This window comes from Maridesulfovibrio sp., assembly GCF_965230075.1.
GTDB lineage: Bacteria > Desulfobacterota > Desulfovibrionia > Desulfovibrionales > Desulfovibrionaceae > Maridesulfovibrio.
Genome location: NZ_OZ245945.1, coordinates 738061 through 761216 on the forward strand (window position 1 = coordinate 738061; position 23156 = coordinate 761216).

Sequence of the window (23156 nt, forward strand, 5' to 3'; positions counted from 1 at the left end):
GTATTTCCTGTGCACAGATTGTAACTGAATTTGTCCGGGAAACATAGTCCGCCCGGAGCAGTTTTTTGTTTAAGGAATCTTATAAATAGGTAAAGAATATGATTGTATTGCCGGAATTTGATACCGTTGCGTTCAGAATAGGACCTCTCAAGGCCAATTGGTACGGTCTTATGTATATGATCGGTTTTGCCATTGCGTGGACTCTGGGGCGCTACAGGGCCTCTAAAAAGACCAATAACTGGACTGCCCAGCAGGTTGATGACTTGATTACCTGGCTGGTGGTCGGTCTGGTGGTCGGTGCCCGCTTGGGGTACTGCCTGATTTATGAACCCGGATATTTTTTGGCCCATCCTATGGATATACTGGCGGTCTGGAAGGGCGGCATGTCATTTCATGGCGGTGCAGCCGGTGTGGCTATTGTAGCTTGGAGATTTGCAAAGTCCACCAACAGGACCACCCTAGACGTTGGTGACTTCCTTGTCCCGTTGGCTCCGTTGGGATTGCTCTGCGGACGTATGGGTAACTTCATTAACGGAGAACTCTGGGGGCGGGTAACTGACGTGCCTTGGGGTATGGTTTTTCCCAGCCAGCGCGCAGGGGATTTGCCTCGCCATCCTTCACAGCTTTATGAAGGGGGGCTTGAGGGGCTTCTGCTTTTCCTGATTCTTTGGATCTGGTCGGCAAAACCCCGTCAGCGGGGAACGACTACCGGTATATTCCTTATGGGCTACGGTTTCTTTAGGGCCTTTGTGGAGTTCTTCCGTCAGCCAGATCCCCAGCTTGGTTTTATTGCTTTCGGCTGGCTGACTATGGGGCAGTTGCTTTGTGTGCCTATGATTCTGGCCGGACTGGCCCTGTTTGTCTGGGGGCTGAAGAAAGGACCGATCCCTCCTGCTGCAGACGAAGTTTAAAGTATCTAGCTGATATTTAAACGTCGAAAGTCCCGCACTCCAGAATAATGGAGTGCGGGACTTTTTGTTTGGTAAATAATCTTAAGTCGGCAGCTAAAAGATAAACGATTATATTGCAGGTTTGATTATATTTGCTATAGTCCGAACAGTAGATAAGTAATTACTCATTAAAGCCATGCCGACAGAAACTAATTCAATAGGTGTCATAACCGCTGCCGAAGGTGAAGTGTTCGCAGAATCCGATTCAGGGATGCGAGCTCTGGAACCGGGTAGTGCAATCTATCAAGGGGAAAAACTGGTCACCGGAGCCGGGGGCAATGTGGAAGTCCGTTTTGCGGACGACACCTTGCTTTCACAGGGGGGTGATTCAGTAATATCCCTTGATGATTATGTTTTCGACTCTTCCGGTGCGGAATCTGCTGACCTGATGTTTAAAATGGCTCAGGGAACCTTCCGCGTGGTGACCGGGAAAATAGCCGAGCAAAACCCGGAGCGGTTTAAGCTGGGATCTCCGCTTGCGACCATTGGGATACGCGGCACAATCGTAGTCAGCGAAATTACTCCGGGCGGTGGAGAAAAGATCGGTGTGGAAGAGATTCATAGTGGTCGGGCCTTGCTGGTTCAAGGGCTGGACGGAACTATGCGCATGATTTCTTCCCCCATGGGCATGGTGGATATTTCAGCTTCTGGTCGGTTGGGCGATGTCCGTCCTATGAGTATGAGAGAATTCAATAATTTCCGCTCGATTGCACCGACTTCAATCCGGCAGGAGCAGGAAATACGTGAAGAGCGCCAGCAGGAACCCGAGGATACTGATGATCCCGGCCCCGATAATGATCCCGGTGGTGGCGATATAGGTGAAGCCGGTGGAGAACCGGAAGGCGGTGGTGTTTTCGGGGTCGAAGGGGTTATGGATCCCGGTGACGGAGCTTTTTTAGGATCTCAGGTTATTCTTGGGGCACCACTTTCGGGCGAACTTCCTGCTCTGGGTAATACCGGAGGAACTCTGACAGGAGGGCCGGTTCTCATTGGCGGTGATGTGGGCGGCCAGCAGGTTCTTCCGCAAACAGGTAACCAGCGCGATGAGCCTCTTGATCCTGTGGAACCTCAGGAAACTGTGACAACTAACACTGATACCTCAAGTGGGAATTCGGAAAACGCTATTACTTCCGGCGGTGATTCCGGGGGCGATACGGTAACTACTTATGTTGGAACATCAGGAAATGATTCTCTAACAGGAACTGAGAGGTCTGAAACTTTCTGGGGCATGGCTGGGGATGATACCATTGAGGCCATGTGCGGTAATGATACCCTTTACGGGGGTGAAGGATCTGATACCTTGTCGGGCGGGCATGGTGATGATGTTCTTGCCGGGGGAGATGGAGTCGACACCATTAAGGGTGAAGACGGAATCGATTTTGTCGACTATTCTGAATACAGTACTGCCGTAACCGTGGATCTTTCAAATAACACTGCCAGCGCCAATGGAAGTGGGGATGAAATTTATACTGTGGAAGGAATTATCGGCGGTTCTGGTGATGACAACTTGAAAGGGGATACCGGTAACAACACCTTTCGTGGCGGTGAAGGTAATGATACTTTCGATGGTGTCGACGGCATTGATACCGTTGATTACAGTTCCCGTAGTGAGGGTGTTTTTGCCAACCTGAACACTCCGGCAGCTACAATTATTGGCACATCTGAAGTGGACACACTAACGGAAATTGACAAGCTGATCGGTTCGACCGGAAACGATACCATTTGGGGGGACTCTGTTAATAATACCATTGGCGGTGGTGGCGGTAATGATACCCTTAGCGGCGGCGGTCTTTATGACTACGACTACCTTGATTACAGCTGGCTTAAAGGCGGTACCGGGGTTGTTGTTGAAGGGTATTACAATAGTGCGACCCTGAACCAGAGTTACGGCAGGGAAGAAGTTTCTGGTTTTGAAGGGGTTATCGGATCGGATTATGGGGATACCATCACCGGGGACAGCAACGGGGCTTTCACCAGTACCATTTTTGCCGGGGATGGTGATGACCGGGTATACGGAAGTGCCGACGGTTACAATGAACATCTTTTAGGACAGGCCGGAGATGATATCCTCTTCGGAGATAGTGGTGAAGATACCTTGGAAGGTGGAACCGGAAAGGATACCCTCACTGGGGGGGATGGGAATGACTTTTTCCACTACAGCAGCACAGATGATCTTACGGGTGCTACAGACGAGGTAACTGATTTTAATCGCAGTGAGGGGGATAAATTTCAATTCTACTCAGGAGCTTTTAATAAAGACGGCTTTGCTTATGCCAGCGGTTATGATGGGACGCTCTCTGGAGGTGAAACAGGAGCTTATTTTATTTGGGATACCAGCACCAATACTTTGATCTACGATGCTGATGTGACCAGTGAAGGATTTGAAACCGTGGCGACAACAAATAGTGAGGCTTTATTGGAAAGTGACATAATGCTGGTGGGTTCCGGCGGTCCGTAGCTTTTCTTAGTTAATTATGTCAAAAAAACAATAATTTATAACATATAAATGAGTGTGTACCTACCTTGCAAAAGTGAAATTAAGACTTATCCTACCATTAGGGTCTAAATTTTACCTGCGGGGTGAGTTATGTCACCTGAAACGGTCACTCAAAACGCTATCGGCGTTATCCTCACTGTCAGTGGTGAGGTCTCGCTCAAGTCTTCTGAAGGTTTGAGATTGGCTGAGTCCGGCTCATCGGTTTTTCGTGGTGATGAGCTGATTACAGGTGTAAACGGGCAGGTCGAAGTCCGCTTTGTTGACGATACCCTCCTTTCTCAGGGCGCAGAGTCCTCCATATCCCTTGATGATTATGTCTACGATGAAGTGGATGAATCTTCCTCCGACCTCTTCTTTAAGATGGGGGCCGGGACTTTCCGTATGGTTACCGGTAAGATTGCCGAGCAGAACCCAGAGCGGTTCAAGATCGGTTCTCCCCTTGCCACCATTGGTATACGCGGAACCGTAACCGTTCATGAAATCGGGCCGGGCGGCGAAAAGCACGGTGTGGAAGAAATCCATAGCGGACGTGCTTTGCTGGTCCAAAGTATTGATGGTTCGATCCGTCAGATAGCATCTCCGCGTGCCTTGGTTGACATTGCCAGTTCAGGTTTGATGAGCAGTGTCCGTGTAATGACTGTTGCAGAATTCAATCAATTTCAGTCCATCGCCCCCGCCGCAATCCGCGAGGAACAGATTATAGAGGAGCAGCGTGAGGAAGAACAGCAAGAGCAGCAGGACCAGCAGGGAGGCGAAGAACAACAGAATGAAGAGGAAGGTGAGCCCTCTGATGAGCAGGGAGAGACGGGTGAAGAGCAGGGCGAACAGCAGGTAGAAGGAGAGCTTCCGGGCACAGTTGAAACAGGGCCTGAGCTTGGTGGTGAAGGAATGGAGCTTGGCGGAGAAGGTGTTTTGTCAGGCGGTGAAGGAGTGCTCAACGGGCAGGATGTTGTAGATGCAGGCATGCTGGCTGCTGCTGAAGAAGTCTTTGAAGCTTTGGCCGAAGGCGATATTGATAATATCACTGAATTAATTAAAGAATTTTACTCTGATGCTACTGGAGATTCAACTACTGATAATGGCGATGATGAAATTGACGAACTGGTAGAAGATCCTGTTCCGGACGAAATTGATACTACTACTGACGACGGTGCTGGTGATACCGGTTCTTCCGGTGACGGTATTGATTGGGGAGATGCCACTGAGAGTGCTGACCGTTGGACGGGAACTGCGAATACTGATTACTACGATGGCCTCGGCGGCGACGATGAAATAGACGGAAAGGAAGGAGACGATACCCTTAAGGGCGGTGACGGCAACGATACTATCTATGGTTGCATGGGTGATGACAGTATCGAAGGCGGTTCCGGTAATGACCTGATTTATGGTGATGCCGGTCGTGATGTGATCGATGGTGGATCTGACAATGATTACATCCTTGCCCTTCAGGACGGGGATACCATTATCGGTTCAACCGGAATAGACACAGTTTCCTATCTATATGTTGCTGAGATTGGCATCAATGCTAATCTGGAAACTGGAGTTGTTTCGGGCGGCTCTTACGATGATTCTTTAAGTGGAATAGAGAATCTTGTGGGGACTGGTCAGAATGATGTTCTGGTCGGTGATAGCGCAGCCAACACCCTCAGTGGTCTGGCTGGCAATGATTCCATTTCCGGCGGTTCCGGCGATGACCTGCTCGAAGGCGGAGCCGGTGCAGATACGCTTGATGGCGGTGCAGGCGCAGACACTCTCGATGGTGGCAGCGGTCAGGATACCTTCCGTTTTAACGAGGCAGAAGGTTTGGTTGGCGAGCAGTTGCAGAGTTTCTCCAGCGCTGATGATACTATTGATTTCAGTTCTGATAATTTCAGTCAGTCTGCTGACTTCGCCATGATCAGTGGAAGTTATGGTGGAACCGGTTCTGACTTGGGCAGTGGGCCTGCATTTGTTTACGATACCGATGGAAGGCTCTGGTACGATTCCAACGGTGTGGCCTCGGATGGTCATACCCTGATTACCACTGTGATCGATGCTCAGGTTAATGCCTCGGATATTACCGTGGACGGCGCAGCTATAGCAGGAGCCGGAATTAGTGTAACCGGAACCAGCGGCAGCGAGACCCTGACCGGGCTTGGCGGTAATGACTATCTGGATGGTGCCGCAGGTGCTGACTTGATCAGCGGTGGACTCGGCGATGACACCCTGATTGGTGGAGCCGATAATGATTCAATTCTTGGTGGCAGCGGCGATGACCTGCTCGAAGGCGGAGTCGGTGCAGATACTCTCGACGGCGGTTCCGGACAGGATACCTTCAGCTTTCTCGATGCCGAAGGCCTTGCTGGTGAACAGTTGCAGAACTTCTCCAGCACTGATGATACCATTGACTTTAGTTCCGAAAACTTCAGCCAGACTGCTCATTTTGCTGCTGTTAGCGGCAGTTATAGTGGAACTGACACTGCTCTGAACAGCAATCCTGCTTTTATCTACGATTCCGACGGCAAGCTCTGGTACGACTCCAATGGTGTGGATGCCGGTGGGCATACCCTGATAACCACCATTACCGGTGATCAGGTAACTGTTTCCGACCTTACTGTTGACGGTGCAGCTTTGACTCCTGCCGGAGTGAGTGAAACCGGAACCAGCGGAAATGATACTATGGCCGGTTACGGCGGCAACGACTATCTCTCCGGTGCTGGCGGTGATGACTCAATCAGCGGCAACGCTGGAAACGATACCCTTTATGGTGATGCCGGTATCGACAATATCGACGGTGGTAGCGGCGACGATATTATTTACGGTGGGACCGAAGTGGATATTCTTTTGGGTGGAGCCGGAAACGATACCATCTACGGTGAAGATGGTGATGATACTCTTCTGGGTAACGACGGTGATGACTGGATTAAGGGCGCCGAAGGACACGATACCATGAGAGGAGGCCGTGGAGCCGATACGCTCATTGATGATAACGGTAACGATGTCTTCTATTACGGAGCCTTGGATGAAGGCGATGACTGGATACCTGACTTCCACAATGGTTTTGATAATTTCCAGTTCAGTTCAAGTGCTTTCAGCGCTACGTATAGCTTTGTGGATACTGTCTCGGGCAGCTACGATGATTACAGTGGCGATCTCGGTAGTGGTGCTTTCTTCATTTTTGATGGTGACAAGCAGCTCTGGTACGATCCTGATGGCGAAACTGGCGGCGATCATGTGCTGATAGCTACTGTTGGAACTCAGGATGTACTAAGTGACAATATCTTTGTTGTTGGAGGAGAAACTCCTTAGAATCAAAGTGAGTATTCACATTGATTGTGAGCTGAGAATATATTATATGTAGTTTAAGGTGGAGTACTTATAAAAAGTGAGGGGTCATTATGCCTCCAGAAGCAAATCAAGATTCAATCGGTGTTGTTCTCGCTGCAAATGGCGAGGTTTTCCTGCGTTCCGAATCCGGAATCCGTCAGGTTGAGGCGGGTGCCGAGGTCTTCAGGGGCGAAGAACTGGTTACCGGAGCAGGCAGTACAGCAGAAATCCGTTTTGTAGACGATACCCTGCTTTCTCAGGGGGCAGATTCGGCAATATCCCTTGATGATTATGTCTTTGATGATTCCGCGTCTGAAGCTGAGCTTCTTTTCAAGATGAGTCAGGGTACTTTCCGTCTAGTGACCGGTAAAATTGCCGAACAGAACCCTGACCGTTTCCAAGTGGGTACTCCTCTTGCGACTATCGGTATCCGCGGTACCACCATTGTCAGTGAAATTACTCCCGGCGGCGGGCAGAAGATCGGTGTTGAAGAAATTCATGCCGGTAAGGCCCTGCTTGTCCAGTCTATCACAGGTGAGATCAGGATGATCTCCAACGCCCGGGAACTGGTTGATATCGCTATGTCCGGTCAGCTCGGTACGGTTCGTGCCATGACCACCCGCGAATTCGATTCTTTCCGTGAGATAGCCCCTTCAGCTATCCGTCAGGAGCAGGAAATCCAACAGCAGCGGCAGGAAGAGGAGCAGCAGGACCAGCAAGGCGATCCTCAGGATCAGGGGCAGGACGAACAGGGGCAGGATGCTCAGGGCGAAGGTGATCAGCAGGGCGATGTTGAAGGTGGAGAAACCGGAGGTCCGGCAATTCCCGGTCAGGGTGTACTTGATCCTGGACTGGGCGTAATGGATCCCGGTGCTGCTCTTGCTGCAGGCGGCCTTGCAGGAGCTTTGGGATCGGATGTCCCAGCTGGGGCGCTTGCTGAATTAGAAGCTCTTGCTGAAGATGTTATCAGTGCAGTGAGTGTCGGTGATATCGAGGCTGCTCAGAATTTGTTGAGTAATCTGCAAACTGTTACCGATGATATTATTGATGAATTGGTGGGTAACGGAGATATCCCGGAAGAAGCTCAAGGGAAGACTGTTAGTGATGGTGATGGCAACAACTGGATTCTTGGTACTACTGGCGATGATAGCCTGAAGGGTGGTGATGGAGCAGATTCCATAAATGGTCTTGCTGGAAATGATACTATATGGGGTCAGAAGGGCAACGATTTGATTTATGGAGAAGCTGGTAATGATACCATCTATGGCGAGTGTGATAACGATACTATAGCTGGTGGTGATGGAGATGATACCATAGCAGGCGGCTATGGCGAAAACCTCATTGATGGCGGTGCTGGGACTGATCTTTTATCCCTTGCCGATGTTTCAGCTTCCAGTGGGCCGTATGTGAATATGGATTATTCTGGATGTGGCTGCCCAAGTGGATATACCGGTATAGTTTCATTGTATATTGATGACGTTACTTACGAAACGTTTTTTGTTAATATTGAAGGGGTTATTGGTTCCGGTTCCAATGATTATATTGAGGGAAATTCCGGTAATAACTACCTTGCAGGCGAGTCAGGCAATGATACGTTGATTGGTGAGATGGGTAATGACACGTTATACGGGGGATATGGTAAGGATACTTTGACAGGTGGATCTGGTGCAGACAAGTATTTGTACAAGAGTACTTCTGAGTGTCCTGCAACTGCAACTAATGCTGATTATGTCACTGATTTTGTGTCGGGAACTGACAAGTTTGTATTCAGCACTTCCGGTGGTTTTGCTGTTGGCGGTACTCCCTTTGCCACAAGTTCTGACTATAACGGTTCCACTGGAACAGGATTGTCAGCAAATGCTCAGTTTGTATACGACAGCACTAATGATCAACTCTGGTACGATGCAGATGGTAGCGGTTCTGGAGCTGGGGTAGCAGTTGCTAACCTTGTTGGAAGTAGTCATGATGTAACCAGTGGTGATATTGAGTTTGTTGCTTAAGTCTAGCTTTACAAGAGTAACTTGAAAAAGCCGCCTTCGGGCGGCTTTTCTTTTGCCCTCCATCCGAAAAATCTTGCCAATCCCATCGATTTCTTATCTAACTATAATTAATGACACCTGAAACCGGGCCTTGCCCCGGATACTGTATCTGAACCTGTGACTGAAAAGGAAGGTGCCACATGAGCAGAATCGATGAAATACTTGGTAGAATGGATGCCTTGGAAAAAGAATTGCGTGTTGAACTCAGCGATATGAAAAGTGAGTTCCTCTACACTGTACAGAAGAAAAAAGTCCGCTTCAGTGCGGAGGTGCGCGCCAAGCACCGTGAGTTGGCAGCACGGTGGAGTGACTATGTTTATGATTCCGGGGTTTGGGTTATGCTCACGCTGCCCTTTATTTTTATGCCTCTTATCCCGGCCCTGATGATTGATGTGGCTGTTTGGCTTTATCAGCTGATGTGCTTCCCGGTTTACGGCATTCCCCGCGTGCGTAGGCGTGATTACGTGGTTATCGACCGGCATAGTCTGAAGTACCTGAACCTGATTGAAAAGGTGAACTGCTACTATTGTGGCTACTTCAACGGTTTGATCGGCTTTGTGCGTGAGGTCGCGGCCCGTACGGAGCAGTACTGGTGCCCGATCCGTCACGCCCGTCCTGTGAAGTCAGTACACAGTCGTTACCGCCATTTCTTCCCTTACGGTGACGCCGAAGGGTATCGCAAAGGACTGAACGACGTACGAACTAGATTCGATGATGTTTAAAAAATTAAGCCCGGACAATCTCTTGTCCGGGCTTTTTTCTTTTAAATAATATCCTGTAAAATTCCTTTAAATCTCAGCGTAACCCCACGCACGATTTTGCTCTGCGGGGTGTTGTTCCCTCCGGCATATACTGCTGCTTGGATTCGTTCGCGGGAACGGTAGGATGTGAATCCGTCGTCCTCATCATCCCATTTGATCTGGGTGTCTTCGAATTGGACTACGTAGCGACGTTTTTTTGCGTACTTGTCCACAATGCCGAGCACTACGTCAGCCTTCATAATATAAGTATCCTGAGTGGTGTACTGACCTATTATGGTCCCGATAGCCGCACCCGAAGCAGAGCCGAGCACCACGGAATCGATGGTTTGTCCAATGCTGGCACCGGCATATGCACCGCCGGCACCACCCCAAAGACTGATTTCATCGACCATGTTCTGTGAAATCTGACCGGAATAGCGCAAGTTGATATCCAGATGCATGGAGTATTTGCCTGTTTTTACTATCTTGTATCCTTTGTCCCTGTATGCCGCTTCGAGGCTATTGCGTAGAGCCTTGAGGTTTATTGCCGGATCACCGGAGGTGTTGCGTATGGTCAGTTTTAGTACCGGAGTATCAAACTGGGACGGATCGATCACAAAGTTACTGCTGGTCATGGAGCCGTAAAGCAGTCCGGTATTCTGGTCGCGGACCATGCCCATGCGCTGCTTGGTTCGGCATCCGGTCATGAGTACCAGCGCTGCGAGCATTGCCACTGCCATTAAGATGAAAATCTGTTTTTTCAATTCAAGGCTCCTTATTTGCGGTATTTAATGCCGTATTGTTTCAGGAATTTGATTACTTCGGAGTAGTGGACAGCGAATGCGAGGTTGTCGACATCCTGGTCAATTCTTTTCCAAGTGTTAACACCAACTACTTTATTTTTGTAAAACAACGGCCCACCGGAGTTACCTTTGTTAATAGCTGTATCAGTTTGAATATAGCGAACTTTAACACGGCGTGAAGGCAGGTTTTTAGTTAGCATGTTCCTATAAGCGCCGAAAACACCTCTAGTTATAGTGAAAGGAAATCCTTTTGGATGACCTATAGCTTCAAGGGTTACACCGCTGGGGAGCTTGTTTTCAGTGTAAAAGCGGACAGGTTTGCCATGGGCATTTATCTTGACCAATGCAAGGTCACGATAAAGGTCGACTGCCATGACTTTGCCGAAGGCTTCCATGTTGTTATGCATTTTGATTTCAACAAGATCATGTCCCTCGACAACATGATGATTGGTCAGGATGATATTGTCGGTTACAAAAAATCCACTGCCAAACTTCCATGCATCCGGTCCCAGAACCATGACGGTTGAATCAAATCGTGGATCATTTCCAGTATCTGATCCGTATTCATCGCTATAAAACGCAGCTAAAGCTTTGTTACGGTTGTTAAGGATGGTCTTCTGAATCCGGGCCATGCTGCGATACTTCTTATCCTTTTCTTTGTGATCCAGATAAAAGTTAAGCATGTCGGAAAGTCGTACCGCAACAGCCTGTTTTTCCCAGTCTCGAACTTCTTTTTCCGTATTGAAGCGGCTCTTATATGTGTCTTTATCCGGGTCATCCGGCTGGACGCCGTAGGAGACTCTGAAATGTTTTTCCTGAACAATATCAAAGAAGTCAGTGAAGTAAGTGCGCGATTTTCGGTCGACAATTATATATTGCACCGAAGCCACTTTGGTCGTTCGCAGCGGTACTACGCGGAAGCTGTAGTTCTCGAAGATGGGTTTATCGATCATCTTCGGGATGTTGGTGGCGTTGGCAACGGCCTCGTTGTATTTTTGTTCTTCTATTGCTGCCATGTGTGCAGCGGAGGTGATGTCATTGGCACCGAACCAGCCTAGTATATGTGAATTGTTTCGGTTGTTCAGCTCTTGGCGTTTTAGTTTTAATTGCTCCAGTTTCAATTGGGCCTGATCGTAAGCATGGTTGTATCCTTCCCGGTATCCGATAACATTCTTGCTGCGGTATGATTTGGGGCGGAAGGTCTTGCGGTCGATCTTGGACACAACTTCGTTGATCAGGATGACCACGTCAGCATCTTTGGCAGTCTTGGAATTGAACATGGACGTTTTAGCCAGAGTTTCGGTCTTCATGGGCAGGTCAACATCAAAGCCCAGCCCGAATTCAATGCCATGCTCTTTCATTAAAGTTTTACTGGTCACGCGTACAAAGGCGATCTTGCAGTCAGGAACTTCAGTAACCGGGAAACCCTGCCGCTTAGCTTCCTTCATCGTCTTGATCACTGTACGGAAGGAGGGCTTTTTACCCTTGGCCTCTTTTTTGAGTAGGTCCCGGAAGTACTGTCCTTCCAGATTACGCATGGTCTTGGCCGGAATAACGTCACCGTACTCCTTGATCATATGCGGCACGCCGTTTTCGGTAGCAGATGCCACGGTCTGTTCCAGCAAGGCGGCTTGTGATTTGAGGAATTTTTCTTCGTCCAGCTTCATAGGGTAGATGGAAAAGAAGTTCGGCCCTGTCTGAAGTGGATATTTTTTAAACTGGGCCTGTGCGTCGGCCAGTATTTTTGATTCTTTTTCGCGAAATTTCTTTTTCAGCTTAACAAGGCCGGGAGGAATTTGCCCCAGATCGTTCAGGATTGGACTGGAGTCGATTTCATTGATCAGTTCGCGGGCATTATCCAGTTTAAGACGGATCAAGGTCCACTTAGCGGATTTTTCGGGCCAGTGGATGGAAAGTATATTGGTGGTAGCTGCGGAAATTTTAGGGCGGTAACGCTTTTTGAGATCTGAGGCTGCCTTGGTTATCTCGTCCATGGCCTCTGGTTTTTCAAGAAAGTAATCCTGATTATCGAGCCATATTTTTTCTGCTTCTGAAAATTTGTTCCGGTCCAGAGCTTGGGAAAACTTGTCCTCAGGTTGGGAGGAAATTACAGTTTCTTTGATATTTGTTTTTATGGATCGGGCCGTTCTGCATCCACATACTGTAATCAGCAGGATTAACAAGCCCAAACCTACAATTCTTCTACTCAACTTTTTCCTCCCCGGAAAAGCGTTTCCGCTTAAATTTACCCTGAAAGGTGGTATCATAATAGCTTGTGCTATATCAAGAAGAACTAAGTTGGTGTTAATTTGGGAATCGCCAGTCTATAGCATCCGCTCATGCAGCCGTTTGGCTTGTAAGCAGAATGCTTCCAGACGCGCTTCAATGAGTTGCGGAAAAGGATTGCCGTCTGTTTCAATGGCAAGGAAGGGCAACCGTGAGTCTTCATCAAGCACTGAGGTTGCCTTTTTTCCCGCTGATCCGGCCCGGAATTTTTCGCTGAGCACTGCTTCTGCAACCCGCGAGGGCATACATCCGAACGGGCCTATGGAGATAACCCCGCAGGATGGGGACATTATTTCATGCAAGGAGGCGCCCACTGTCAGGATAGCTTCTCCGGTGAGCTGTTCGGAAATGTGCGGTTTGCCGTGGCTGACCACTTCACGCACATTCGGTCCGGGATAGAAAAGCAGTCCGCTGCCTGCAAGAATATGGCGGATGCGGCGTTCAAAATATGATTTAACGCCTTGGGTAATCAGCGTTTTGACCCCGACCTTTCCTTCTATGTTCTTGCGGTTCAGCCAGTCGGTGTATTTCATCCATTCCAGCACCGGGGCAACGCGGACGATGAATCCCTGCTCTGTTAGTCTTTCCGGTAGGTTGCGTCGGGCCAAGGGGTCATGGCGGACGTAAATTTCACCAAGCAGGGAGATGACTGGATATTTATGAACCGGTTTAGCCAGTTTGATGGTAGAAAGATCGATTGCGGCTTTGCGCAGGGCGCTGGAAAATTCCTTCCAGCTGGCCATTGCTTCCAGCAAATCCTGACGTACTTTCCAGAAAAGTTTCAGGGCCGCGTCTTTGTCCTCGGCAGCAGTGCAGATGGTAGCGTGAATATCCTCGAGAATGGACCCGGCGACAATACCCTGCCACATGCCAAGGGTAACTGCGGTGCTTAAGCCACCGTATCCGTCCGTGGAGCTGGGTGCGAAAATAGCGAGATTCGGTATTTCCAGCCGTTCAATGAGATCGTTCATGAATACGGAATATTGTCCGAAACGGCATGGCCCCTTGGCCTTGGGCATCAGGAATAATGCGATTTCGTTTTCATCGCGGTTTTCCAGATGTTCCAGCAAGGCTCCGGCTGTAAGCTGTAAGGGTAGACATTCCTTGCAGGATGAGTTGTTGCGGCCCATTTTAAGGGCTGCTTCACTGGCATGGGAGAGCACCGTGTAGCGGATGTTGTCCCGCTGCATGGAAGCGGCCAGAAAATCAGTGCTGATCTCACCTAGGCTGGGGATAATCAAGGTTACTTTGGGGTCATTCACCGCATGCCATTTGCCTTTTGAATCAGTAATCCCGGTGATGTCATCGCGAACTTCGCAGTGTGCGGCTCGGAACGGTTGGGAAACGGAAACCCGCGGTTCTTCCAGACGAGTGAAACCGTCCACAATGTCAAGATAGGCTTCAATACGGGTTTCGATTCCGGCATCAGCAGTATGGCTGTCCAGCTCAAGGGTCAGCGAGGGCTTGCGGCCCATGACCTTGCGGAAATGGCTAAGCAAAAAGGAATCCGGACCACAGGAAAAATTGGTGATGTAGGTGCCGAAAAGTTTGGGGTGTTCAGCCACCAGTTTGGCCGCGTCCATGATCTGCTCGCCAGTGGCCCAATACATGTTCAATTCATCGTCGCATTTTTCACTGCGAGGAAGCATATCGCAGGGGATGATCTCCACTCCACGGGTGGCGAATTTTGCGGGGATTGATTTGTTAGCCCATGAGCTGAAGGCATTGTAGGGCCTGCCGAAAAGGACCATGGATTGCTTGCCGCTTTCATCCAGTCCGGCCATGAATTCCTCTCCCTTGCGACGCAGATCGAAAAAGAATTGTTCTTGCTCGGCAATTGCTGCTTCAAGGGCATCTAAAGCTTGCTGCACGCCAACTTTCAGCTTGGCTGCTGTCTGGAGCAAGACCTTGCGCAATTGTTCTTCCCCGTCTTGCATGTGAATGACCGGGGTCAGCAGGGAACGTTTGTCCAGTTCCGGGAAGGCTGATTTCAAATAGTACGGTTCTCCTTGAACCAACACACAGGTGCAGGAACGGTCACCGCTCTTGAGCGGCATGGAACGCAGGTGGGGCAGGAAAATATGGTCGGTCTCAAGCTTCAGGATTTCGCCCAGACCGCCGTGGGCCAGTTCAACCGGATGGCAGAAGGGCGCACCTTTCTGTTCAATGGAATCAGGGTCAATCTGATCCGGCAGGCGGACCCCGAAACCCATCTCTTTGAAAAATGTGTTGAAGAGCGGGAACCATGTATTTATGAGCAGGGAACGGTTCATACCTATGACCGGCTGGCCGTCCTTCGGTTCTGTTAAATCGCGGAAAACCCTTTTCTCCCGCCAGAGCACGAGGTCTTCAGCGGGCTTGGTGTCCTTGGCGATTTTGGAATTATCAAAGCGGTTGCAGATACCTCCGAAGGGAAAGGTTTTGCCCTCAACCTCGATGCGGGCAATGGTGCAGCCGAAGTCGCAATCCCGTCCGGCTCCATTGCAAGTGAAGGTGGATTTGTAGCTAACTTCACGTTTGGCCAGTTCTGCGGGATCAAAATTACCTTTGGCAATGCTGCCCAGTTCAGCACGTTTTGCTGCCTCAAGGGCCACCCCGAAGGCTCCGGTCAGTCCCGGATGGGGCGGAACAATGATTTTCTGTCCGGTCAGTGCGGCCATGGCCGTTGGCACAGCCTTGTTGTAACAGACCCCGCCCTGCATGAAAATTTTCTGCCCGACAGTACGGTTGCCTTTAACTCGGTTGGAGTAGTTGATGCAGATGGAGTAGACCAGTCCGGCAACCATGTCTTGCAGCGGAACTCCTTCCTGTGCCGCCAGCTTGAGGTCGGAGCCGATGAAGGCCGCGCATTGGTCATTGAAGTTGGGCGGATTCGTTCCCTTGAATGCAACCTCAGCAATATCGGTCACTTCGATGCCGAGGGTTTCCTTGGCGCTTTCTTCGAGGAATGATCCGGTCCCGGCGCTACAGGCTTCGTTCATGGCGTAGTCGCAGGGCACGGAGTTTTTAAGCCAAGTGTATTTGGCATCCTGACCGCCGATTTCGAAAATTGTATCCACCTCGGAATCATAGTGTACAGCGGCAGTGGCGTGGGCGGTGATCTCATTGATGATGCCGTCCGTGCCTGCGTGCAGTCCGGCAATGTTGCGGCCCGATCCGGTCACGCCCATGACTTCTGCCACTGTTCCGGCGGGAACCTGAGCGGTCAGTTCGGCATAAACTCTACGCGATGCCCCGATGGGATCGCCGTCTGTGCGCAGGTAGCAGGAGGCAACGATCTCGGTTCGCTCCAGATCGAGGAGCACACCTTTGGTGGTGGTAGAGCCTACATCTAGCCCTAAAGCGAGTCTGTTGCCGGGGATGAATTCCACTCTGTTGCTTTCGTGGAATTTAACGGAATCAGTGAAGTCTTGCAGCGGTTTTAAAAAAGTGAACGCTGTGTCACCTTTGTGGATGATGGTCTGAAAGTCTTCGGGAAGCAGGGCGCCATTTTGAGCAGCCCAGATTGCCGCGCCAAGGGCTTCAAAACAATATCCACTTTCAGGCAGAAGCAGGTCCGGGATTTCCCTACGCAACTCATTAACCATGAATTTGTTCTGGGAACAATTGCCGATCAGGGCTACTTTTTCTGCCGGAAGCTTGCGCAACAGTTCCACACATTTCCCGGCCATCATCCGGGCCAGTCCGGCAACAACAGCTTCTTTTTTAACTCCTTTGTTCAGGGCGTGGGTACAGTCGCTTTTACAGAAAACAGAACAACGTCCGGAGACTTTGTGCGGTTCGCTGATTTTCATGGCCGACATGTCTTCCAAGTTCAGCCCCATGCGGCCCAACTGCTGGACCAGAAATTCTCCGGTACCGGAAGCGCATTTATTGCCGGTGTGTACGGTTTCCACCTTGCCATCATTATCAAGCAGGTAGGCCATGAAGGTTTCACCGCCTGCACTGAGCACAGTGCGGTACCCGTCTTTAACGAAATTTTTGTAGATAAGAGCCGTCTCAAGGGCCTGCGGTTCGGAGATGGTCGGCAGGTCCAGCAGGTGGCGGAATTTACGTCCGGTGACTGCTGCGGGGATCCCCTCGGGCAGGTCCAGTTCGCGCAACCCCCTGATTACGGTTTGCGCGGGATTGCCTTCGTGGTTAAGTGAAATTGATTTGAGTATTTCAATTCTGCCGTTATCGTTTCCGGTCAGGATCATGCTGACTGAGGACGCTCCGGCGCAAATGCCCAGTGAAATTGTCATTTGATCAGTGTGAAGCGGGCTGATTTTCAAGTGTGGGTAGTTCAATTTCAAAAACCTTATTCCAGAATTTTCCGGTCACGAAGAGTCTTTTTCCGGCTGCGTCCCAAGCGATTCCGTTGGCAACTTCGGCCTTTTTTCCGGCTAGAGGACGCAAAGAAGATATATCCAGCCAGAATTTGACTTTGCCTGTCTTAGGATCAATGGCAGCAATGCAGTCTCGTTTCCAGATATTGCTGAAAATAAGACCGTTTATATATTCAAGTTCATTAAGACGATGGATGTTGGCAATTCCGTCTTTGATCCGCAACCTTTTAATGCGTGCGAAATCATACGGGTCCCTGAAGGTTATTACTGACGAGCCGTTGCTTTGGTAAATGAATTGTCCGTCAGTGGTCAGACCCCATCCCTGACCTTTGTATTTGAAGAATCCTTTGCGGGCAAGGGAAGTGAAGTCATAGATGAAACATTTACCGGCCCGCCATGTGAGCTGGTAAATTTTGTTGTTCCAGAAACAAATCCCTTCACTGAAAACATTCTTATCGTTTTTGACCATGGTCCGTACGATGCCGCTTTCCAATTCCACCTTGCGCAGGGAGGAATTGCCTTGTTTGCCTGTGCTCTCATATAGATACCCGTCATGATAGAAGAAACCCTGCGTGAAAGCAGTATCATCATGCGGGAACTGTTTGAGCAGCCTGCACTTGATGACTGGAGCGCCTGTTTTTTCTCGGGCGTAGCTTTTTAGCACGAAAAAGTGCAATATAAAGATGGCGGTAATTAATATAAATATTGGACGGTATTTGTTCATCGGGCAGAAGCCTAGCGAATTTCCCTGCGAAGTTCCAGATTATAGAAAGCTTCATTCTTCTTTAGAGGCTGGAACTCTAAATGGAAATGGATTAAATGCCGATCAAGTTAGTGTAGATGAGGGGTCTGCAACAATTTCAAGCCCGATCCCGTTTTATTGGGATCTCCGGAGGCTTACTCCATGAGTAGTGAATCCTCATTATTTACTTATACTCCTTCTGACGATCAGGTAACTGAAGAGGAAACCGAATTTGTTACGGTGATTTCCTTGCGTTCTGATTCGCATAAAATAAAAGGGAAAAAGTACTGGCTGGCCAGTAAGCTGGACGATGAAAGTTATGAACTGCTGCTATTGAATGAAAACGGAGTCCCTTCAGGTGAACCTGAGGTTATCAGCAGTGGGGAATTTGCAGCCCATTACACTCTTGAGCTTGATTACTATCAGCAGCATGTTCGTCCGGCCATGGAACAGCAGGACGGAAGGTTGAGCAGGGGGGAAGCGCACCGCGAACAGGGTGAGTTTTACAGCGCGGAAATGGAGTATGCCGAAGCGCTGGCCGTTGATGAAAAAAATGTCCGTGCAACTTTCGGCCTCGGCCTGACTTATCTTGAGAAAGGAGATGTGGAGCGGGCGCAGGAAGTTTTTGCAAAAGTTCTGCAACTCAAGTCAGCCTTTCAGACTGAGCATAAGCACATGTTCAATGATTTCGGTATTTCCATGCGTAAGAATGGCATGTACCGCGAGGCTCTGCAGTACTACAATCGCGGAGTTGACCTCGATAGTGCCGATGAAAATCTTTTCTTTAATATCGCCCGCACCCATTACGAAGCAGGGGACTGGGAAAATTGCTTTCGCTACCTGACCATGTGTCTGGAAAAGAACCGTGGTGTTCAGGAAGCCCAGAAGTTCTGCCATTATCTGATCAAAAAGACCGAAGAAGACGAGACCATGCTTCGTGAAATGGGAGGCGGGGACAACGGCAAAACCCTGCGCAGCGACATCCTGAACCTGTTACGCAAGATGCAGGTTGCCGCCGGGGTGGAGCTTGATGATGCCATTGAAAAGACCCACGAAATCCGGGATCGCATGATTGCTCTTGAAGAGGAGGACATGCAGATGAAGGAAATCGAAAAGGATCTTTACAACGTTGACGAGCTTTAATTGTCCGGCAGTTTGAGCAGGTTTTCTCTTGCTCCGATCATAATCAGCACATCATTTTCACCCAAAGGTTCATTGGCTTTGGGGACGAAATTCAGTTCTTCCGATCCATTTTTGCGGATAGCGATGACCTGTACCTGATAATTGTTGGTCAGGTCTAAGTCGATGAGAGTCTTGCCGGCCCAGTCTGCAGCCTGACGTTCCTTGATCAGGATGTCATTGCCCATGGACAGGTATTCGATCATGCCGGGAGTGGATAATTTGTGGGCCAGCTGTTTGGCTGCGAAATGTTCCGGGAAAACAACATAATCCACACCCATTCTGCTGAGCACTTTTTTATGTGCCACGCTGATGGCTTTGACCCAGATTTTATTGACCCCGATTTCCTGCAGGTTAAGCACAACCAAAACGCTTGCTTCCAGTGAATCTCCAGTGGAAACTACTACGTAGTTGAAATCCTGAAAGCTAAGCTGTTCCAGTGTCTGGGGATCAGTACCGTCAGCCTGAAATACCTGTGCAAGGTAGGGTTTGGCTGCCTTGACCCGCTCTTCACTGGTATCAACGCCCACAACATTGTGGCCCAGCTTGCGCAGGTTCAAGGCCAGCTCCAGACCGAATTTACCAAGGCCGATAACGCCTACTTCTATTCTTTCTTTTGACATATTGTTTGCCTCCGGCGGCCCTACCGGAAGTCCCTCCGGGGGGTAAACCCTTTTTGTAAAAAGGGTTTAATAATTCCAAAAACTTATATTAGGGCTTCACCGAGTTATCTGTGAAATTTATATTTATCCTAGTGGTAAATCGTCTTCCGGTAGTCTGAATTTTGGTTCCCGTTGCCAGCTGTTGATGGCAGTTAGCAGCCATACCGGGCCGAGCCTTCCTACGAACATCAGGAATATTATGATTGATTTACCCGGTCCACTCAAGTCCGGGGTTACTCCTGTTGAAAGGCCCACTGTGGCGAAGGCTGAAATTGCCTCAAAAGTTATTTCGATGAAGTGTCCACGTACTTCGCTGTGCGGCAGGTGACTTCCTTCAGTTATGCTCAAGAGGATGATTGCCGAGCCGAGGATTACGCTGGCAATGGTCAGCAGGGTCAGGGCACGGTTAACACTTTCTTCGGTCAGGGCGTACCAGCCTACTTTGACTTGCGAATGTCCTTTGACCTTGGAAATGATGAAGCCCAGCCAGGTGCGGAAGGTGGTTGTTTTCAAACCGCCGGCGCATGATCCCGGTGAACCGCCGATAAGCATCAGGCCGATCATGACCAGCAGGGATATGTTGGTCAGGCCGGAAATATCCACAGTATTAAAGCCTGCGGTACGGCAGGTTACAGACTGGAACAGCGCCGCGATTTCATTAACCATGGCCCCTTCAACCACGTGGACTTTGAAGCTTTCGGCAAAAAAGATGGCTAGTCCGCCTACAACAATCAGGAATGCAGATGTTTCTAGGACGATGCGGGTGTGCCAGCTTAAGGTATGGGCTGATACTTCGCTTTTGCGCCTGCGCACAAAGTTTATGAATTTATGCCATAACTCGGTCATGACATAAAAGCCCAGTCCGCCCATGATAATCAGGGCCATGAAGACCGTGTTAATGCCCAGATGGTCCTTCCACGTGGTCAGGCTGTCTGAATAAAGCGAGAATCCTGCATTACAAAAAGCCGATATGGAGTGGAAAACTGCCGAGAACGGATAAAACCCCGTCGGGTCCATGTGGTTGAGCAGCAGGGCGCCCAAGGCTTCAATGGACAGCACTGCCGTGACCACGCCGACAATGAATTTACCGATATTGAATGATGGGTCGTGGATTAAAGTCTGGCTGACCGCAATACGGTCCGAGGCACTGACCTTCTTGCCCAGCAGGTAAATTACCAGACTGGCATAGGTCATAATCCCCAGCCCGCCCAGCTGGATCAGGGCCAGAATGACACTCTGTCCGGTGCGGCTGAAAAAGGTCCCGGTATCCACCACCGCGAGCCCGGTAACGCAGACTGCCGAGGTTGCCGTAAAAATAGCATCAAGAAATGAAAGCTCCTTTCCCGGATGGCAAATGTCCAGTTTCAGCAGCATGCCACCGATTAAAATAGTGGCCAGAAATGCGTAAATGGGCATCCAGAAAGGAGAAGTCGCTTTGGATTTCATATAGTTCTATTTACGCTTGAGTTTAAAAGATGGCAAGAATGCTGTTGGTGTGACGTCTTCTCAAGCTATATGCGAAGCAAATCGGAAGTTTTTGATTCGCCACGTCATGTGGCTTATCCCTTCCCCAGCCGCCGGAGGCATTAAATCTGTCCAGTTCTCTTCCTGTATTCTTCTAACTTCTCTTCTACTTCTTCCCAGCGCATGAAGGTTGTTTCATGCTCAGCTTCGAGGTTTTCGAGCTTGGCTTGGGCGGCGGCCATTTCTTCACCGGACTTTTTGTAGAATTCCGGGTCGGCCATGAGATTCTGCATTTCTTCGATTGAGCCTTCAAGCTCTTCGATTTTTCCGGGCAACTCGGTGATTTCCACTTCCAGCGCTTCGAACTCACGCTGTTCTTTGTAGCTGAGCTTTTCCGGGCGGGCATCCGGTGTTTTCTTCGGCTTGGGCTTGGTCGCTTTGGGTTTTACTTCCTCTTCGGGCTGCTGACGCTGTCGCACCCAGTCGTCGTAACCGCCAACGTAATCGTTGACTTGCGCATTGCCTTCAAAGGCGAGAGTTCCGGTAACCACGTTGTTCAGGAAAGCACGGTCATGGCTGACGATGATAACAGTGCCGGGATATTCCATGATACGGTCTTCGAGCAGTTCAAGGGTCTCGGCATCAAGATCGTTTGTAGGTTCGTCCATTACCAGCAGGTTGGAAGGACGGGTGAACAGACGCGCTAAAAGCAGACGGTTGCGTTCCCCGCCGGAAAGTACGCTGACCGGGGAATTGGCCCGGTCCGGGGAGAATAGGAAATCTTTCAGGTAACCCATGACGTGTTTGTTGCGACCATTGATGGTCACAGTGTCATTGCCGTCAGCTACGGAATCGCGCACGGATCTATCCGGGTCGAGTTGTTCGCGATGCTGGTCAAAATAGGAAATTTCAAGCTTGGTGCCGAGCTTAATGGAGCCGGAATCCGGATTGAGATTGCCCAGCAGGACTTGTATCAGAGTTGTTTTGCCTGCACCGTTGGGACCGATGATCCCGATCCGGTCTCCACGCATGATGGTGGTGGAAAGGTCTTTGAAGATGGGATTGCCGTCCCATGCATAGGATGCGTTCACGGTTTCGGCTACGACTTTACCGGAACGTGCGGCCTCCTGAATTTCTATGGTCGCTTTTCCAGTCCGCTCACGGCGCTGCTTGCGCTCTTCACGTAGTCTTTTCAGCGCGCGCACGCGGCCTTCGTTACGGGTCCGGCGAGCCTTGATGCCCTGCCTGATCCATACTTCTTCGCGGGCCAATTTTTTGTCGAATTCGGACCAGTTTTTTTCTTCGGCAGCAAGAAGTTCTTCCTTGCGTTTGAGGAAGGTATCGTAATCGCAGGACCAGTCAGCAAGGTTGCCGCGGTCCAGTTCAATGATCCGGGTGGCGATCTTGCGCAGGAACATACGGTCATGAGTAATGAAGATCAGAGTACGGATGTTTTTGACCAGAAATTCTTCAAGCCATGCGATTGAGTCAATGTCCAAGTGGTTGGTAGGCTCGTCCAGAAGGAGGACATCCGGTTTGGAAGCCAGTGCCCGGGCCAGCAGGGCGCGTCTTTTCAGACCACCGGAAAGTGTTTCAAAGCGCATTTCAGCGCTGAGGGAGAGGCGTGAGATAACCATTTCAATGGTGGTCAATGCTTCCCAGCCACCGTGCTTTTCCATGATTTCTTCCACTTCGGAAAGCTTGGAAACATCACCGCCGTTGGCAACTTCAAGGCTTACAGTGTGGTAGCGGGTCAGGGCATCCCCCAGATCGCCGAGACCTCCGGCGACTACTTCAAAGATGCTGCCTTCCAGCACCTCGGGAACTTTCTGGGAAAGGCGGGCTACGCTGACACCTTTCTGGTAAGAGATGTTTCCGTCGTCAGGAACAAGGTCGCCGCTCATGAGTCGGAGCAGGGTGGATTTACCTTCCCCGTTACGTCCTACAATACAGATACGTTGGCCTTCTTCCACCTGAAAGGATACTTTATCCAGCAGCTGGGGACCGCCGAAGGTCATGGAAACATCATTTACACTCATCAAAGCCATTAGTTTAACTCCGCACTATACTTGATTAAAAATATAATATAATTAAAGACAGATATTATTCTTTTCATTAGTATCTCAAACTTGAGGGCGGCAGTGTAGAATTTTGCCGCCA

General features: G+C 49.8%; 13 protein-coding genes. 6 read left to right on the forward strand and 7 right to left on the reverse strand.

The genetic code is table 11. The annotated features are described in order from the left end of the window. Window positions 1-98: 98 nt before the first annotated feature. The 5 genes from lgt to ACO05Z_RS03290 all read left to right on the forward strand — a co-directional run bounded on the left by lgt (window position 99) and on the right by ACO05Z_RS03290 (window position 9514). Entirely contained in the window at window positions 99-911 is an 813-nt protein-coding gene (lgt, locus tag ACO05Z_RS03270) for a prolipoprotein diacylglyceryl transferase (RefSeq protein WP_421900460.1), read from the forward strand. A gap of 175 nt (window positions 912-1086) precedes the next feature. Next, window positions 1087-3408: a FecR domain-containing protein gene (locus ACO05Z_RS03275; protein WP_421900462.1), complete on the forward strand. Its 2322-nt coding sequence runs from the start codon at window positions 1087-1089 to the stop codon at window positions 3406-3408. A gap of 129 nt (window positions 3409-3537) precedes the next feature. Then, complete coding sequence (locus ACO05Z_RS03280; RefSeq protein WP_421900464.1) at window positions 3538-6735, forward strand: FecR domain-containing protein; 3198 nt, start codon at window positions 3538-3540, stop codon at window positions 6733-6735. Between the two features lie 89 nt (window positions 6736-6824). After that, window positions 6825-8753: a FecR domain-containing protein gene (locus ACO05Z_RS03285; RefSeq protein ID WP_421900466.1), complete on the forward strand. Its 1929-nt coding sequence runs from the start codon at window positions 6825-6827 to the stop codon at window positions 8751-8753. Between the two features lie 179 nt (window positions 8754-8932). Then, on the forward strand, window positions 8933-9514 hold the full coding sequence (locus ACO05Z_RS03290) for a hypothetical protein (protein ID WP_421900468.1): 582 nt from the start codon (window positions 8933-8935) through the stop codon (window positions 9512-9514). Window positions 9515-9555: 41 nt separating this feature from the next. Here ACO05Z_RS03290 and traT read toward each other — a convergent pair whose 3' ends face one another. From traT to ACO05Z_RS03310, 4 genes are all read right to left on the reverse strand, one after another. Next, window positions 9556-10296, reverse strand: coding sequence for a complement resistance protein TraT (gene traT, locus ACO05Z_RS03295; protein ID WP_421900470.1), 741 nt, complete (start codon window positions 10294-10296; stop codon window positions 9556-9558). An 11-nt stretch (window positions 10297-10307) separates the two neighbouring features. Further along, window positions 10308-12545 (reverse strand): S1C family serine protease, encoded by a 2238-nt coding sequence (locus tag ACO05Z_RS03300; RefSeq protein WP_421900472.1) that lies wholly within the window; start codon window positions 12543-12545, stop codon window positions 10308-10310. 114 nt (window positions 12546-12659) lie between these two features. Continuing rightward, entirely contained in the window at window positions 12660-16865 is a 4206-nt protein-coding gene (locus ACO05Z_RS03305; protein WP_421900474.1) for an acyl-CoA dehydratase activase, read from the reverse strand. Window positions 16866-16869: 4 nt separating this feature from the next. Beyond that, entirely contained in the window at window positions 16870-17613 is a 744-nt protein-coding gene (locus tag ACO05Z_RS03310; RefSeq protein ID WP_421900476.1) for a glutaminyl-peptide cyclotransferase, read from the reverse strand. Window positions 17614-17853: 240 nt separating this feature from the next. On the opposite strand from ACO05Z_RS03310, the gene ACO05Z_RS03315 reads away from it, so the two are divergent. Further along, window positions 17854-18834: a tetratricopeptide repeat protein gene (locus tag ACO05Z_RS03315; protein ID WP_421900478.1), complete on the forward strand. Its 981-nt coding sequence runs from the start codon at window positions 17854-17856 to the stop codon at window positions 18832-18834. On the opposite strand, the gene ACO05Z_RS03320 is transcribed toward ACO05Z_RS03315, so the two are convergent. From ACO05Z_RS03320 to ACO05Z_RS03330, 3 genes are all read right to left on the reverse strand, one after another. Next, window positions 18831-19493 carry a potassium channel family protein gene (locus ACO05Z_RS03320; protein ID WP_421900480.1) on the reverse strand — a complete coding sequence of 221 codons (663 nt, stop codon included), beginning with the start codon at window positions 19491-19493 and terminating at the stop codon, window positions 18831-18833. The genes ACO05Z_RS03315 and ACO05Z_RS03320 overlap by 4 nt on opposite strands. A gap of 123 nt (window positions 19494-19616) precedes the next feature. Beyond that, entirely contained in the window at window positions 19617-20978 is a 1362-nt protein-coding gene (locus tag ACO05Z_RS03325; protein WP_421900482.1) for a TrkH family potassium uptake protein, read from the reverse strand. A gap of 140 nt (window positions 20979-21118) precedes the next feature. Next, window positions 21119-23044 (reverse strand): ATP-binding cassette domain-containing protein, encoded by a 1926-nt coding sequence (locus ACO05Z_RS03330; RefSeq protein WP_421900484.1) that lies wholly within the window; start codon window positions 23042-23044, stop codon window positions 21119-21121. Window positions 23045-23156: the final 112 nt, after the last annotated feature.